We start from the raw sequence: 16,053 nt of genomic DNA on the forward strand, positions 1-16,053 counted from the left end.
TCCTCATCGTGAGAGGGCCAGAAACAGTGTTTCAACATCTGGCTGTGTGGCGACCACCCCCTCTTGTAAGGCGGCCTGATCAAGAGCGGCGTGCCACCCCTCTACCCAGAAGCCACCATCTTCTGCCGGAGCAAGCAGGGTCAAACCCCACCCCTCAGGCGGCAGGGCTGACAGATACCGCACCTGCTGGTGAAGATTATTCTTGGAAATATCCAGAACCAGTTTTCCGTGGCGCATCATCACGAAACGATCACAGATGGCCTCAAGGTCAGAAATAATATGAGAGGAAACGAGCACCGTGGCCCCATGCTGATGCGCATAGTCTGGCAGCAGGCGCATGAAATCATGCCGGGCTTGGGGGTCAAGGCTGGCAACGGGTTCATCCAGCACAATGAGGTCTGGCCGGAAACGCAGCGCCAGCACAATGGCCAACCGCTGCCGCTCACCCCCGGAGAGAGATTTGATGCGGGCAGCAGGGTTCAGCCCGGCCCAGTCAAGCCAGCGGTTATCCTGCGGTGTTGTGGCGGGGCGGTAATCGGCTAGGTAGGACAGCAACTCCCCCACCTTGAACCATGTAAAACCGGTCATGGTCTGGGGTACAAACCCGACCCGATTACGGACCTCAGGGGTCAGATGCGCAATATCCTGACCAAAAAGGCGGATACTTCCGGCATCCCCTGACAAAAAACCAAGCAGGCATCCGATCAGGGTTGTCTTTCCTGCACCATTCGGGCCGAGAAGAGCTGCAATTTCCCCCTGTTGAAGGGTCAGGCTGAAATTATCAAGGGCGCGTTTTGTGCTAAATTCTTTGGTAAGTGACGTAATTTCTAATGGAAATACAGGTCCAGACACACTTCTGACTCCGCTACAGACTATGCTGTTTATGGTGCCTGTGTGGCTGGATGGCCGTCAAGACGTTACACTGCCGGATTGTTGGCGCAGCACGCCCCCGCCCCTCCTCCACCCTGAAGCAGATGCGGGCGGGCAGAGGCGGAAAGGCGGGCAAACTTATCTGGCAACCGTACCAGCCGGGATAGAAGCGCGGGAGGAAGGTGCCCCCTGCGGGACTTGCACCGGTAGCAGGCGCAGTTGTGCGGCGGCGGTATCTGCAATGTTCCCCACAAGCTGGCTGAGTTCACGCACCAATGAAACGGAACCCGAGGAGGCAGCGCCTTGCAAACGAAGACGCTGCAAATAGAACGGTGTGCCACCTGCTGGCGCACCAGCTTCCGCAGCCTGAATTGACAGGGCAGCTTCTATCTCAGCGCGGCCATCCGGCCCTTCAGAAAAACGGGTTATGGAAAGCTCGACATAGGCTTCCGGCTGAGTGGTGACAGCATCGTTTTCTGCAAAAACTGCGGTGCCGGGGAGGCGCTGCGCCAGGTCAGCCGCCAGAGCCCGGCTTACCTGCCCTGCCAGTGAATCTCCCCACGCATCGTTTTTGGAAACGGTGAGCTGGTACCCTGTATCCTTGGTTACAATACGGTCGCGATCCAGCCCGGAGGCGATGGTCGGCAACCTGACCTCAACATAGCGCGGGCCACCCGCTTGTGGCTGCTGGCTTGGTACAACAGCCAGCGTGTACAAGGTAGGCCCTGCACCGGAGCATGCCGTCAGGGTAGTTGCCATAACCCCCAGCCCCACAACGCCGAACAGAACACTACGGCGGGTCGAGAAGCCCTGATCAGGCTGAGCAGAAGAAAAGCGTTTCATAGCATTACCGTCCAGAAAGCAGCGCTGAGGGATGATTGGTCAGGAACTCTGACAGGAAGCGCAACGAACGCGCGGTCTGCCCAAGCTGCTGCACCATGGCCTGAAGGTTACGGTGGAAGTCACTATTGCCACCATAGCTCCCCAGAAGGCGGTTGGCGTTCTGGACTGCCTGATCAAGCTGATTGGTCATTTCCGGCAGGCGGTCCATCAGCGGGCCAACCCCCTTACGCATCTGGGTGCTCATATCCTGTAGGTTCTTCATGGAAACCCTCAGGCTAGCCAGAGACTGCTTGATGTCCGGGCTGGTCAGAGTTTTATCCGCATTGGCCAGAAGGTTATTGGCGTTCACCCCAATCTGCTCAAACGGCATGGCGGACAAGCGGGACGCCACGGTTGAGAGCGAATCCATAATACCATTCATGCCACCTGCCTGACTGGGAATAACCAGCGTTGGCCCTTCCATGCTTGTGGTGGCCTCTGGCGGGTTCTTGATGAAATTGAGCGAGATCATGGTCTCACCCGTCAGGAAGCTGGCACTGTCGGTTGACGCACGCAGGCCGTTGGCCACCAGCATTCTGAACATTTCTGTCAGCGTGCCATGCTTGATGTCCTTGGCATCCAGCACGCGCTCCGGCTGAATCTGCATTCCGATACGCACACGCGGGTGGCCGGTTTTCTGGTCCAGATCCAATTTCACACTGGTGACGTTACCAATCTGGATTCCGAACATGGTGACCTGACTACCCGGTGCCAGCCCCTTGACCGAGGAGGTCACATAAGTGGCAAGCGGCACACGTTCATGGTAGCCCGCGCTGTCTGCTTCTTCCTTGCTGTCATACAGTTTGAAGACCGTATCCACAGGGGCTTCCTGTGCCTCATCGCCTCCGGTCCCGTCACGGGGCAACCCGAAGGCCACACCGCCGGAGAAGAGAGCCTGAATGGACTGCAACTGCACCTTCAGACCGCCGGCCCCAAAACCAACCTGCACGCCGGAGACATTCCAGAAGCGCGTGTCGGTGCGCAGGTAGCGGTCATAGGGTTCACGAACAAAAACCTGAATGAGAATCGGCCCACGCCCGCCGGGCGGCATGGTGTAACCCAGCACTTCCCCAACATCCACATCCCTGAAGAAGACGGGCGCGCCCTGACCGATAGACCCGATAGACGGTGCTATGAGGGTATAAGTCCGGCCTGGCTGATCTGACCGGACACCGGGAGGGGCTTCCAGGCCTTGAAAGGTCGTGACACGTTTTGCATGACCATCGGCCGCAGTCCCTGGGTCAAACGCGATATACGCGCCAGACATCAGCGTCTCCAGCCCGGTAACGCTGGCCCCGTTTATGCGCGGGCGCACAACCCAGAAGCGGGCATGGTCTGTCAGCATATCACTGGTGCCGGAGTTCATGCGGATACGCACTTTGACGTGCCGCAGGTCATCCGTCAGGGAAATATGCTGCACGGTGCCAAGCACCACCGCCTTGTTCTTAACCTGAGTCTGCCCGCTGGTCAGGCCATCTGCCGTGTCAAAAACAATGGTGATTTCCGGGCCGTTACTGGCGAAACTGCGCCAGACCAGAAACCCTGCGATCAGGACGGATAAGACCGGAATAATCCAGATAATGGAAAACCTGATACGGCGCACGACGGCATCTGGCATGCTGCCACTCTCGCCGGAATGGGGAGATTGATGAGAATTCTGTCCGTTCACGCCTGGTCCGGCTCCATATTACCTAAATAAGCCTGTGCACTTGCGGGCACATGCGGGGCGGTCCCATCCGGACCGGGGAAAGTAGTGGGGTGCGGGTCTACCCCACCCTGTGGCTGCGCCTCTTTAACCGCATCCCACATCAGGCGCGGGTCAAAGGTATGCACGGCAAAAATGGTTAGAACAACAACGGCGGCAAAACAAACCATACCACCATTTGCCGTAACGCTGGCCAGATGGCTGAACCGCACCATGGCCACCAGAATAGAGACCATGAACACGTCAATCATGGACCAGCGGCCCACGATATCAATAATTCTATAGAGTTTGGAACGCAGAGCCAGCCCTTTGCGTGTGCCGCGCCGGATGCACCATACCATTTCTGTCAGGCCAACCATCTTGAGGACAGGCACAGTCACACTGGCAAAAAGCACAAGGATGGAAAGTGGTATCATCCCGCCCTCCCATAGCTCCACAGCGCCTTCTACAATGGTATGGCCACTGCCATTCCCCATTTTTATCACGGTCATCACTGGGTAGAGGTTAGCAGGTATATAAAAGACCATTGCGGAAACCAGCAGCGCCGTGGTTCGGCTTAAACTGTTGGCCTTGCGCTGGCGCACCACATGCCCACAGCGCGGGCAATATCCTGCTGGCTCCGTGGGGGAAATGGCATGGTCAAATTCAAGCACCAGACCGCAGCTCAGGCAGGAAAGCCGATTGCTGGACGGTGCCAATGCCCCGTTTTTTTCAACTGAGACAGCCCGGACCGGAATGCGCGTACCCTGCTTGGTACGCATTGTGCTGTCCACCTTGCGCTGTTGCCAGATCAGTTCCGTATCCAGCGTTGCATCGGTAGCAGCCATGGTCAGCATCAAAGCTGCCACCAGATAAACGGCGGCCCCTACTTCTACAAATGCCAGATCGACCAGTTTGGTATAGGCAACAAAAACCCCGAGAATATAAACTTCCACCATCGACCACGGGCGCAGAAGTTCATACCATTTCAGCAGATGGGGCACCCATGATGGAAGAGTGGGGCGCAGGGCAGACGTCAGGATCATGCCCATCATGGCAATGACGATACCTGGTGCCAGCACTGTGGCAATAGCCACCAACACGCCAACCTCACCCCACCCCTCATGGAGCAGTTCAATAGGACCGGTAATAATGTCGACCGTACGCTGCCGCCCGTACAGATCCAGAATCATGAGGGTGGAGAACAGCATGGCCAGATACAGCGCCGCTGAGCTGATACAAAAAGCCAGAGGGGTCGCGATAGGAGCCGTCTTGTTCCGCCGGTCCAGCATCTGGTTGCAGCGCGGGCAGCGCGCCTGCGTGCCCGGTTCCAACGGCGGCAGTTTCTGAAACAGACCACAACACGGACATTCGATAACGTCCCGCACAACATCAACATGCCGGGTTTCATCGACTGGAATGGTCTGTTCAGCCGAAACAACCTCTCGCAGCAGGTCTGTAAAGCGTGACGCATTCATGACAGCAACCTTAAAACGGAATGACGCTGCATGTAATAGGCCGTGTGCCAGATTGCAGCTATGCGGGCCCTAAGTCCTTCACATATTTTGCACAAAATTTTGTCTTTGCAATATTTCAGGTTGCGCTGATGGCACCACCATGATAGCTAGCCCTCGAAAACTGGTTACGCCCGCTTAGCTCAGTTGGTAGAGCACGTCATTCGTAATGATGGGGCCGGTGGTTCGAATCCTCCAGCGGGCACCAGTTTTTATTTTCCCTTACATATTAAGTGTATTGTAGCAGCCTTATGGCAGTGAACTGTTTTAACAGCTTTCACAAACTGCTTGGCCCTACTCCCACCCTGCTTTGGTCAGGGTGTTTGTGTTGGCTGTGTAAGAGCATACAGGCTGATGGCCAGATGATGCCCATTGGAATAATTCAGCCCGGAAACCATACCGCGTGACACCACTTGCGCTGCGTCTGCCCCCAAGGCGTTTAGAAAAGCAGTACGTGCTTTTTCATCCACCAAGGCAACGCCACAGGTACGGTTAGTGCGCATAAAGTCTGCGGCCTGTGTCACCCCGACCAGCTTTACCTTCCCACCCAATAAAAAAACCAGACTGGGTTCGGAAAAGGAAACAGACGCAACCTCGGTCTCAGCACCGCAGGGCCGATGGGTATTCACAAGTTCTGCCAGACGCGGGGCAAGCCAGATGCTGTGTAAGCGTGGCACGACCACAGTAAACAGGCCTACATAGAGGAGTGCGGCGCAGGCCGCACTGGTCAGCACTGCTTTCCGCAGTTCCGAACGCCAGAGCAGGATGGCCGAAAGAATAACAAGTGGAAGACAGCCCCCTGCAACAATAAGTGCCGAGAGGGATACAACATGCTCCAGTTGCCACATTAAAATGGGGCCAGCAAAAGCGAGGGCCAGACCAACCAAGACCCACGCCGCACCGTACACGCCCAATGCTGCCCGTGCCCAAACCGCCTTGGGCCATTGCTGCCAAACAGCCCCGCCGCGCATGAGCATACCTGCCGTTAATACTGCCAGCGCAGGATAGGTTGGCAGAACGTAATGGGGCAGTTTGGTTGCTATGAGTTCAAATACAACCCAATGCGGGATGATCCAGCAGAGCAGATATTTTACAATCAGGCTCTGACGGTTTTTCCAGACAGCAGGCAACGCTGCCGCCACGAAAAACGACCCCGGCCAGAAGGCCAGCAGAAAGACCAGAACATGGTAGCCCGGTGCCAACCCATGTGCCTGCTGGCCGGACGCCACCTTACCCAGAAAATTGGTCCCGACCGCATTTTTAAAAAATGCTCCGTGGCTTACAACACCAATGGCCACACACCAGGGGAGCATGATGGCCAACGCAATGAGCCACCCCCATGCCGGGCGCATTTTACGCCATAGACTGAAATTACGCTCAACAAGACCCAGAGCCAGCGGTGTTGCCAAAGACGGGATAAGGATGACCGGGCCTTTGAGCATAAGCCCGCACCCAATAGCAGACCAGAACAGTACAGGCGTCTGCCAGCGCGTCTGACGCCCGTTTTCACGGTCCAACAGGGCACGCACCAAAGCGACCTGTGCCAGCAGAACAGTCAAGAGCAAGGTGGAATCAATTGTGCCCATACGGCTTTCTGCCGTTACAAGCACTGACACCGTAAGAAAAACGGCGGCCATAACACCCGCCGGCGCACCAAAAAGGGCCGACCCAATCCATGCGGTCAGCATAACGGCCGCAGACATGGCCAGCAGAGACGGGATACGATACGCCCATACAGCTCTGTCGTTTAATGTGCCGGTGGCGGCAACTGCCGCTGCTTCCAGCCAGTAAATACCTGCGGGTTGAAGATAACGCGGCTTGTCCTGAAACCGCACATCTACAAAGTTACCACTTTCCAGCATCTGGGCTGTGGCTTCCATGTAGCGCGGCTCATCCCGGTCAAAAGGCGGCGTAGCGGCCCGACCCGGCAAGAAGAGCAAAAACGCAACAAGCCCAAGAAGAGCCAGAGCACGCCCGGAAAGACGTTGCCCCTGCCCCGTTACCAAGGCTTTCAGCATTCTTTAACCGTTTTTGGTAACCGTGTGCGGTTACGGAGCCAAATGACACCCAACAAATCACGCACACCAACGATGGCGCGATTGAGGTTGGTATATTTTGATTGGCCGTGCAGGCGCGGCCGATGTTTTACCGGATGGCACAACAGCGGCACGCCATAGGAATTAAGCAGCGCTGGCAGAAAACGGTGCAGACCTTCAAACTGCGGCAGACGCAGGAATGCAGCACGCTCGAACAGTTTTATGGGAGCGCCGGTATCCGGGCAGTCATCACGCAACAAACGGCGACGAAGACCATTTGCAAAACGCGTAGCAAAACGGCGGGACCAGCCATCCTTACGGCGTTTTCTGACCCCCACTACCAAAGGAGGTGTGCCATTTGCTGAGCGCGCCAGATGCAGAAGGGCTATCAATTCACGCGGGTCATCCTGCCCATCGCCATCAATAGTGGCAATCCACTGCCCTTTTGCCGCTGTTATGCCTGTACGCAGCGCCGCAGATTTACCGCAACAATGGTCGTGCGACAGAACACGCAGAGACGGGAGACATTTTGCGCGTTGCTGCTGCAACACGGCAACCGTGTCATCCTGGCTGCCATCATCTACAAAAATAATTTCTGTTGCGGGAAGATCAAGGCACGCATCGGCCAGTTCTTCACAGACGAACGGTAGGTTATCGCGCTCATTCAGAACTGCGATAACGATACTCAGGATCGGGGGTTTTTCACCCCGAAGAGAGGATTGGTCGTTCAAACCAGATCACACAGCATGACGCTGCAATCAGGCCGCGCGACGGGCGGCCAGAGCAGCAGGCAGGCCTGCAATAGCGCCATCAATGAGGGCACTTGCATTTTTTGCTGTCAGAGAGTCTGCAATAACCCCACGGCTTGCTTCAACCGCGACATCAATTGCTGCCTGACGCACTTCCTTAATAGCCGCACGCTCAACAGCGTTGATACGGTCACGCGCCATCTGCTCATGCCGTTTTACAGCGGCTTCAGCTTCAGCGCGGGCCTTTTCTGCAGCTTGCGCGGCATGCAGGCGGGACTGCTCGATCATAGATTTGGCTTCAACCAGAGCCTGCTCACGCTCACGCGTGGCGTCTTCCAGCATCTGCTCGGCTTCGCGGCGCAAACGGGCTGCTTCATCAAGCTCTTCACGAATTCGGGCAGCGCGGCTGTCCAGAATTGTGGTGATGGGCGCCCAGACTTTACGACCGAAGAAAACAAAGAACAGGACAAAGGAAACCGCGACCCAGAAACCTGCTTCGTGAAAAATGCCATTCATGATGATTATTCCTCTCGGAGCCGGTCAAACAGTCCGGTATGCCGTTGCGCCTTCGACCTTCTGTGCAACCAGTGCGGGGTCGGCCTGTGCACCGGTCAGGCGGCTGACAAGTGACTGGGTGGTTTCTGCTGCAATATCTTTCAGTGCAGCAAAGGCCCGCAGCTTTTCAGCAGCCACACGTTTTTCAGCGTCAGCAATTTCTGCGCCAAGACGTGCGTTAATTTCTTCCATTTTCTGTTCTGCAATACGCTGTTCTTCGTCCAGCGCCTGCTTCAGATTGGCCTGAGCTTCAGACAGGGCATCTCTACGCGCCTGCTGGAGTTCTGCCACGGCATTATCAGCGTCCAGCTTGGCAGCACGAGCAACTTCGAGATCATTCGAAATACGCGTACTACGGTCTTCGAGCACACGGCCAACGCGTGGCAGCATAACCCGGCTGAGCACCAGATAAAAACCAAGGAAAATCACGCCCCCCCAGATAACCTGACCGGTCACCAGAGGGTTGTGAAAATCCAGCTGAGGCATCCCTGCGGCGTGGGCACTTGGTGCCGCCATGGCCAGAAAAGACACGCCGGATAACGCAGCGAGCACACCGGCACGAACAGTCTTGATCATGACACCCACAGGAAGTCCTCCCTTTAACTCGCCGTGTCTTAGACGAAGAGAATCAGGAACGCGATCAGCAGAGCGAACAGAGCGATAGCTTCTGTCAGCGCAAAGCCGAGCATGCCCAGACCGAACACGTGCGGACGAGAAGCTGGGTTGCGAGCAATGCTGCTCACCAGCGTTGAAAAGATGTTGCCGAGGCCGATACCAACGCCGGCAAGGGCGATCACGGCGATACCTGCACCGATTTCCCGGGCTGCAGCGATGTCCATATCAGTCACTTCCTTGTTTAAAGTACAGTTCAAACGAAACGGGCAAAGCAGCTCAGTGAGCCACGGCCTCCCGCAGGTAGATGCACGTCAGGATGGCAAACACATAGGCCTGCAGCACACCAACAAGCAACTCAAGAGCCACAAGCGCCATGTTGATGACGATTGGCCCGATTGCAAACACGTCACCCACCACACCAAAACCGGCGAGCATGACAACGAAGCTTGCAAAAATTTCAAACATGACGTGCCCAGCGACCATATTAGCAAACAGTCGGATGGACAGGCTCACGGGGCGGGACAGAAAGGACAGAATCTCAATCGGAATCAGCAGCGGCGCAAGAGCCATGCTGGCACCAGCCGGCATGAAGTGCGCGAAGAAGCGGAAACCCTGAACCTTCAGAGACACGATAACCGTGAGCAGAAACACCATAACAGCCAGACCAAGCGTTACCGCAATATGGCTGGGGAAGGTGAAGGAGAAAGGCAGCAGACCCAGATAATTACCTGCCAGAATGAAGAAAAACAGCGTAAAGATGAACGGGAAGAAGGCTGCACCTTCTGGCCCGATGGTATCCAGCGCCATATTTCTGATAAATTCGTAGCAGACTTCTGCAGCAGCCTGAAAGCGACCGGGCACTACAGCAGCAGGACGCATACCGAAATACAGGAAAGCAAGAACGAGGCACACAGCCACGATCATGTATAAGGGAGACTGACTGAAGCGCAGTGCGTCACCAAGCCCGCCAAGAACGGGATGAAGCTCGAACTGACCAAGTACGTCGATACTGGAACCGCCCGCCAAAACCGCTCTCCTAACCCTTACTGCACCGGGTCTTAACCCACGGCTTGCAGCCTTCTGTTTTTTAGATCTGGGGTGGTTTGACCAGCCGCCAGACATTCAGCACTCCTGCACTTCCGCCCAGCAGCGCGAAGATGATCAGGAAGATAGCACGGGTTTTGAACCAATGGTCCAATCCCCAGCCTATTGCCACACCCACAACCAGCGCAGAGATCATTTCTGTCCCTGCACGGAGTGCCAGTGCAGGAAGAGATTGCTCGTCCTGCCCTTGTGCGGCGGCTTTTTCCTCTTTCACCAGCTTTCCGGAGCGGCGCTCGGCTGCATCCAGACGCTTGGCAAAAGACTCGTTACTTTCTTCGCCCATACTTCGCACCTCCAGAGGGGTGCAGGCGCTTGCTAACGGGGCTGGTATTCCCTGTCAAGGAAGCATCGCCTGCACGTGCGGGAAAAACCGTCACTTCCGCAAAAAAAAGCGGTTTAGCGTTACTCTTTTTTCTCGGCTTCAGGCAAACCCACCAACCCGCGGGCATAATCCTGAGCCTCAAACGGTCGCAGGTCTTCCGCCTGCTCCCCCACACCGACCGCGTGTACGGGCAGACCAAAGCTATCCGCCAGCGCCACAACAATGCCGCCACGGGCAGAGCCATCAAGCTTGGTCACTACAAGGCCGGTCACGTTCACAAGCTCACGGAACACACGCACCTGCTCCATGGCATTCTGTCCAGTTGTGGCATCCAGCACCAGCAGCACCGTATGCGGAGCCGTCTCGTCAAACTTGCGCATAACACGAATGACTTTGGCCAATTCTTCCATAAGCGCACTTTTGTTGTGCAGCCGGCCTGCGGTGTCGATAAACAGCAGGTCCGCCTGTTCCGCCGTAGCGCGCTTCAAGCCCTCAAAGGCCAGACCGGCGGCATCACAATTGGGTGGGCCGGCAATAACGGGGCAGTTTGTGCGCTCCCCCCACACCTGCAACTGCTCAACAGCTGCGGCACGAAAGGTATCACCCGCCACCATCATCACTTTTTTGCCCTGCTCCCCGAAGGAGCGGGCCATTTTGCCAATGGTGGTGGTTTTCCCCACACCATTCACCCCCACCACCAGCACAACATGCGGTTTATGCGTCGGGTCGGGTTCAAAAGGCTTGGCCACAGGTTCAAGAATGGTCGCGATTTCTTCCGCCAGAGCATCACGGATTTCTTCGTCCGTTACCTCCGCACCAAAGCGGGAGCGGCGGAAAGACTCGATAATACGCTCCGCCACGTTGGGGCCGAGGTCTGCGGTAATCAGCAGGTCCTCCAGTTCCTCCAGCGCTTCCTCATCCAGCTTGCGCTTGGTGAAGACAGAGGTAAGCCCTCCACCCAGTTTCTGCGTAGAGCGGGACAAGCCCTGCTTCAGGCGAGAAAAAAAACCTAGCGCCATTTCAAACCCTTTCCGCCAGCAGGCCGGTGTCCTCCACCTTTATGGCACGCAGGCTGATAATCTCACCAATTTCTGCTTCACCCTGCGCCAGACGCACCGGGGCAAACTGTTCACTATGGCCGGATGTAGGGGTTTCCATCAGCACCCGCAAATCCTGCCCCATCAAAGTTTCAAAATAGGCGCGTGCTGCCTTGGCCCCTACATCCCGCAACTGGGCGGCACGGGCCTTGCGCTCTGGTACGGGAACTGCACGCATTCTGGCCGCTGGCGTTCCGGGTCGCTCGCTATACGGAAAGACATGCAGGTACGGGATCCCCTGCTCCGCCAGAAAACTGCGGGTTTCCTCAAACAGGGTGTCATCTTCTGTCGGGAAGCCAGCAATCACGTCCGCACCAATACCAAGCCCCGGGCGCAGGGCACGGGCGCGGGCGATAACCCGTGCGGCATCCTCAGCCAGATGGCGGCGCTTCATGCGCTTGAGGATAAGGTCTGACCCTGCCTGCAATGAGAGATGCAGATACGGCATGAAGCGTGGCTCGTTTTCCAGCAACCGCCAGATGTCATCATCAATTTCCACGGGGTCCACGGAGGACAGACGCAGGCGCTCAAGCTGCGGCACCAACGCCAGCACACGGCGGCACAACTGACCAAGGCTTGGGGTGCCTGGCAGGTCTCCGCCCCAGGATGTCATGTCAACGCCTGTGAGCACGACTTCACGATAGCCCGATTCGACAAGCGCGCGGACCTGCTCCACCACAACACCCACAGGAGCCGAACGGGAGGGACCACGGCCAAACGGAATAATGCAGAACGTGCAACGGTGGTCACACCCCTGCTGCACCTGCACAAACGCACGAGTACGCCCTGCAAATTCCGTCACCAGATGGGCGGCTGTTTCCTTGGCGGCCATGATGTCTGATACCGCTCGGGCTTCCTGCATGGCAGCAGGAGACCAGCTATCCGCCTTGAGCTTCTCCTCATTTCCCAGCACGCGGGTAACACCCGGCAGGGCAGCCCAGCGGTCTGGGTCAATCTGGGCAGCACAGCCTGTCACCACTATGCGTGCGCCCGGCTTGTCCCGGTGAGCACGACGAATGGCCTGACGCGCCTGCCGCTCGGCCTCACCCGTCACAGCACAGGTGTTTACGATAATCACATCATCCAGCGCGGCTGCGTGTTCGCGCATCACCTCGCTTTCCCATGTGTTCAGGCGGCAGCCGAAGGTAAGAATTTCCGGTTTGGTCATGAGGGGTAGTCAGCCAGAACGACTGTCCCTTCAAAAGCAAGAGTTGCAGAGCCAGTCATGAGCACGTGGTTATTGGCAGCCCATTCAATATGCAATGTGCCGCCATCCAGTTCCACGGTGCAGGTACGTTCGGTCAGGCCACGCCGCGCTGCATTGACCACTGCCGCACAGGCCCCGGAACCACAGGCCTCGGTAACACCCGCGCCACGTTCATGCACTTTCAGGCGCATACGGGTTGGGCTTTCAATTTTTGCAAAGCCGATATTGGCACGTTCAGGAAACAGCGCATCATGCTCCAACGCATGACCTTGGTTCAGCATATCAAAATCACTGACAAAAAATGTCGCATGGGGGTTCCCCATGGACGCCGCTGCCGGGTCTCCGGGCAACGGCAGGTGGAGTGTGTCGTGCGCGTGCGCCAGGGGCACGTTCTGCCACTCCAGCTTTGGCTCACCCATATCCACAGTCACCTGACCGTTTTCTGCAATACTGGCAGGCAGCACACCGGCGCGCGTTTGCAGCACAGGAGTGCGGTTACCGCTCTCACGCCACATAAGGTCTGCCACGCAGCGGGAGGCATTGCCGCAGGCTCCGGCTTCTGACCCATCAGGATTAAAGAAGCGTACAAACACATCCGCCCCTTCCGCACATGCCGGGCGTAACGTGACCAGTTGATCACACCCGATCCCCCGTTTTCGGTGCGCCAGTGCGGCAATACGCACGGGCGTGAGGGACAGGTGAGCGGTACGTTCATCAAGAATGACAAAGTCATTCCCAAGTCCGTGCATCTTGTGAAAGGAGGTCAGCATGGTGCGCCTTATAAGCCAGTGCGCCTGCTAACGCCATAATGGAAGCAGGCCACTGACCTGACGTGTCAGGTTTTACAGAAAACGCCCCGGCGCGCCGCGCTGAAGCACCTCTATTTTATACCCATCTGGGTCGGTCAGGAAGAAAAACGTACCCACAACCCGGCCATCATTTTCAAACGTCTTGATCGGGGTAACGGTCAGGCCAACCTCTGACAGGCGTGCATGCTCGGCCCGAACATCCTCTACAGACACGGCAAGGTGCCCGTACCCATTCCCCAGGTCGTAAGATTCGGTCCGCCCCTGGTTGACAGTCAGTTCGAGCTCAAAGGTCTGTTCCGCGTTGGACAGGTAGATGAGGGAAAAATCAATAAATTCGATTTTTTCTGCGACCGTCAGGCCCAGAGCCAGCTCATAAAACGCCAATGACCGTGCCTCATCGAGCACACGGATCATCGAATGGATCATTTTTGCCACAGTCACTCTCCGTTTAACTTTATAATTATTTTTATGCTTATAATGCACACACAAAGCGCCATGAAATTATTTTTTAAATAATGTGCTCTTTACGCACCCCACAAATAAATGGTTCACAAATAGGCACATCATCTCTGCCTGGATTATCCGTAAAACCATGCTTTTTTTTCGTTCCTTGTCGGGTTCGACTGTCCTGCGCGCGCGTACTCTGTTGTTTGTTGGTTCTGTTCTTGCAACCAGCAGCCTCACCGCGCCTTATTTTAATGTGGCACACGCCGCAGGAGACGACAGCGCTTCCCTAGATGTGCTGGAAAAGCAGATGGCGCGTATTCAGGCGCAGCAGATGGAACTGCAAAAAACGCTTGTCAGCATGCAAAAGCAGATTGCGGCTCACAGGGCCGCACTGACCCACGGCGGCAAAAGCGGCAGCACAGTGCGGCATGGTGGAAGCGGCCATATAACGCCCCCCTCAGAAGCTGGTGAGGAAAGCCAGTGGGCTGCCACCACGCCAGCCGAGCATCTTGCTACCGGCGGCCATACAACCACGGCCATGAACACGCGCGGCCCGCACCTCCACCATGCCACCGGCCCGGATGCAGAAGCCGTTTTTTCTGGCGCAGATGACAAGCCGGATGTTGAGGCCGTGATTGGCCACCGTGCGGAAGACATTATTTCACATCTGGCAGAAAATGGTGTTGGCCCTCACCCGCGTGAAACCGTGGGCGCACAGGCGGCGGGCGCATTGGGCGACCATGGCGTGTTCCATATGGGACCTGTCAGCCTGATCCTGGGTGGCTTTCTGGATGCCTCGACTGTGCTGGAAAACCGGCATGTGCCGTCCGGTACGTTCAATTACTGGCAAGCCATGCCCTACCCTAACGAGTCGCGGTACCATACCAACAACTTTGAGGGCAGCGCCCGCTACAGCCGTATCTCGCTCATGGCGCGGGGCAATGTGGATGCCCACTCCACCATTTCCGGTTTTTATGAAATGGACTTCGGGGCTGGGGCCGCCACAACAGACGCTTACGAGAGTAACAGCTACGCCTTCCGTATGCGTCAGCTTTATCTGGCTTACGATAATAGCGACATCAATTTCCATTTCCTGGCGGGTCAGGCGTGGACCATGCTGACACCGGGCCGGATTGGCATTACGCCACGGCAGGAAAGCCTGCCGGAAACCATTGAGGCCTCCATGCTGGCTGGCCAGACATGGGCCAGACAATTGCAGTTCCGGTTTGTGGAAGACTTTTTCAAGCATCGTCTGTGGCTTGGGCTGTCTATTGAAAACCCGCAAACTCTGTATGACACCACGGGCTTCACCAATAATGATGGGGCTGTACGCCTGCCTAACGGCAGAATTGCGACCATCAGCAGCAATGGTACAGGCCTGACGAACGATGCCCCCTTCTCCAACGAGATTGCTCCGGACGTTATTGCCAAGGTGGCATGGGACCCGTCCTGGGGCCATTACGAAGCGGAAGGGATCTTGCATTTTCCACATGACCGAGTCGCAACGGAAGGTCAGGGCCATAACAACACGGCCATTGCTGGCGGCGGTGGTGGCTCCATGGTGCTGCCAGTCATCCCCCACAAAGTGGAGGTCCGGCTGGCTGGTCTGGCTGGCGTAGGTATTGGGCGCTATGGCTCGGTCCTGCTGCCAGACGCCACCTTGAAAGCTACGGGAGAGCCGGACCCCATACCCTCCGTTCAGGCAACAGGGGGTATTATTGCCCACCCCAACCCACGCATTGATGTGTATGGTTATTTTGGCTACCAGGCCGCAGGCCGCCGTTATTCCAGCTACGGCACCGGGGGGGCTTATGGGTACGGCAACCCGACCTACTCCAACCTTGGCTGTGGCATTGAACTGTCCACGCTGGGCTGCACTGCCAACACGCGCAGTGTCATGGAAGCAACCATCGGCGCGTGGTACCGGTTCTTCAAAGGAAAGTACGGAACTGTTGAGGCTGGAGCCCAGCTTGCGTACTCCCGCAGAGACGCCTGGAAAGGCCAAGGTGGAGGCCCGGATACAAATATGAGTCAGATATTTCTGGACTTCCGCTACCTGCCGTTCCAGTAACAGGGCACGCTTCTCAAAAAGCGCCTATGGGCAAAAGTTCTCCGGCCAGAGTCTGGCCTTTAAAGCGGGGAACCTTTATCCCCACCTTATT

General features: G+C 56.6%; 16 protein-coding genes and 1 tRNA gene. 2 read left to right on the forward strand and 15 right to left on the reverse strand.

Annotated features, from left to right (window positions below):
- Positions 1 to 3: 3 nt before the first annotated feature.
- From Abci_RS02300 to Abci_RS02315, 4 genes are all read right to left on the reverse strand, one after another.
- Positions 4 to 852, reverse strand: coding sequence for an ABC transporter ATP-binding protein (locus tag Abci_RS02300; protein ID WP_048837544.1), 849 nt, complete (start codon positions 850 to 852; stop codon positions 4 to 6).
- A gap of 156 nt (positions 853 to 1,008) precedes the next feature.
- Positions 1,009 to 1,713, reverse strand: coding sequence for a PqiC family protein (locus tag Abci_RS02305; RefSeq protein ID WP_048837545.1), 705 nt, complete (start codon positions 1,711 to 1,713; stop codon positions 1,009 to 1,011).
- 4 nt (positions 1,714 to 1,717) lie between these two features.
- On the reverse strand, positions 1,718 to 3,370 hold the full coding sequence (locus Abci_RS02310; RefSeq protein WP_048837546.1) for a PqiB family protein: 1,653 nt from the start codon (positions 3,368 to 3,370) through the stop codon (positions 1,718 to 1,720).
- Between the two features lie 47 nt (positions 3,371 to 3,417).
- Positions 3,418 to 4,914 (reverse strand): paraquat-inducible protein A, encoded by a 1,497-nt coding sequence (locus Abci_RS02315; protein ID WP_084597486.1) that lies wholly within the window; start codon positions 4,912 to 4,914, stop codon positions 3,418 to 3,420.
- 168 nt (positions 4,915 to 5,082) lie between these two features.
- On the opposite strand from Abci_RS02315, the gene Abci_RS02320 reads away from it, so the two are divergent.
- Positions 5,083 to 5,158 (forward strand) — tRNA-Thr (locus Abci_RS02320).
- Between the two features lie 106 nt (positions 5,159 to 5,264).
- Here Abci_RS02320 and Abci_RS02325 read toward each other — a convergent pair.
- The 11 genes from Abci_RS02325 to Abci_RS02375 form a co-directional block, all read right to left on the reverse strand.
- Positions 5,265 to 6,968 carry an ArnT family glycosyltransferase gene (locus Abci_RS02325; RefSeq protein ID WP_048837547.1) on the reverse strand — a complete coding sequence of 568 codons (1,704 nt, stop codon included), beginning with the start codon at positions 6,966 to 6,968 and terminating at the stop codon, positions 5,265 to 5,267.
- Positions 6,962 to 7,717 (reverse strand): glycosyltransferase, encoded by a 756-nt coding sequence (locus tag Abci_RS02330; protein WP_048837548.1) that lies wholly within the window; start codon positions 7,715 to 7,717, stop codon positions 6,962 to 6,964. Before Abci_RS02330 ends, Abci_RS02325 begins: the two co-directional genes overlap by 7 nt.
- A gap of 27 nt (positions 7,718 to 7,744) precedes the next feature.
- The gene (locus Abci_RS02335) at positions 7,745 to 8,242 is read right to left on the reverse strand and encodes a F0F1 ATP synthase subunit B family protein (RefSeq protein WP_048837614.1); all 498 of its coding nucleotides are present in this window, start codon (positions 8,240 to 8,242) and stop codon (positions 7,745 to 7,747) included.
- Between the two features lie 33 nt (positions 8,243 to 8,275).
- Positions 8,276 to 8,866: a F0F1 ATP synthase subunit B family protein gene (locus Abci_RS02340; RefSeq protein WP_048837549.1), complete on the reverse strand. Its 591-nt coding sequence runs from the start codon at positions 8,864 to 8,866 to the stop codon at positions 8,276 to 8,278.
- Positions 8,867 to 8,904: 38 nt separating this feature from the next.
- On the reverse strand, positions 8,905 to 9,129 hold the full coding sequence (locus Abci_RS02345; protein WP_003624142.1) for an ATP synthase subunit C family protein: 225 nt from the start codon (positions 9,127 to 9,129) through the stop codon (positions 8,905 to 8,907).
- A gap of 52 nt (positions 9,130 to 9,181) precedes the next feature.
- Positions 9,182 to 9,931 (reverse strand): F0F1 ATP synthase subunit A, encoded by a 750-nt coding sequence (locus Abci_RS02350; RefSeq protein WP_048837550.1) that lies wholly within the window; start codon positions 9,929 to 9,931, stop codon positions 9,182 to 9,184.
- A 61-nt stretch (positions 9,932 to 9,992) separates the two neighbouring features.
- Complete coding sequence (locus Abci_RS02355; protein WP_048837551.1) at positions 9,993 to 10,292, reverse strand: AtpZ/AtpI family protein; 300 nt, start codon at positions 10,290 to 10,292, stop codon at positions 9,993 to 9,995.
- A 119-nt stretch (positions 10,293 to 10,411) separates the two neighbouring features.
- On the reverse strand, positions 10,412 to 11,350 hold the full coding sequence (gene ftsY / locus Abci_RS02360) for a signal recognition particle-docking protein FtsY (RefSeq protein ID WP_048837552.1): 939 nt from the start codon (positions 11,348 to 11,350) through the stop codon (positions 10,412 to 10,414).
- A gap of 1 nt (position 11,351) precedes the next feature.
- Positions 11,352 to 12,596 (reverse strand): tRNA (N(6)-L-threonylcarbamoyladenosine(37)-C(2))-methylthiotransferase MtaB, encoded by a 1,245-nt coding sequence (gene mtaB / locus Abci_RS02365; protein ID WP_048837553.1) that lies wholly within the window; start codon positions 12,594 to 12,596, stop codon positions 11,352 to 11,354.
- Complete coding sequence (dapF, locus tag Abci_RS02370; RefSeq protein ID WP_048837554.1) at positions 12,593 to 13,405, reverse strand: diaminopimelate epimerase; 813 nt, start codon at positions 13,403 to 13,405, stop codon at positions 12,593 to 12,595. Before dapF ends, mtaB begins: the two co-directional genes overlap by 4 nt.
- A gap of 72 nt (positions 13,406 to 13,477) precedes the next feature.
- Entirely contained in the window at positions 13,478 to 13,879 is a 402-nt protein-coding gene (locus Abci_RS02375; protein ID WP_048837555.1) for a VOC family protein, read from the reverse strand.
- Between the two features lie 157 nt (positions 13,880 to 14,036).
- Here Abci_RS02375 and Abci_RS02380 point away from each other — a divergent pair, with 157 nt between their 5' ends.
- Entirely contained in the window at positions 14,037 to 15,962 is a 1,926-nt protein-coding gene (locus Abci_RS02380; RefSeq protein ID WP_048837615.1) for a hypothetical protein, read from the forward strand.
- Positions 15,963 to 16,053: the final 91 nt, after the last annotated feature.

The organism is Acetobacter cibinongensis (assembly GCF_000963925.1).
Taxonomy (GTDB): domain Bacteria; phylum Pseudomonadota; class Alphaproteobacteria; order Acetobacterales; family Acetobacteraceae; genus Acetobacter; species Acetobacter cibinongensis.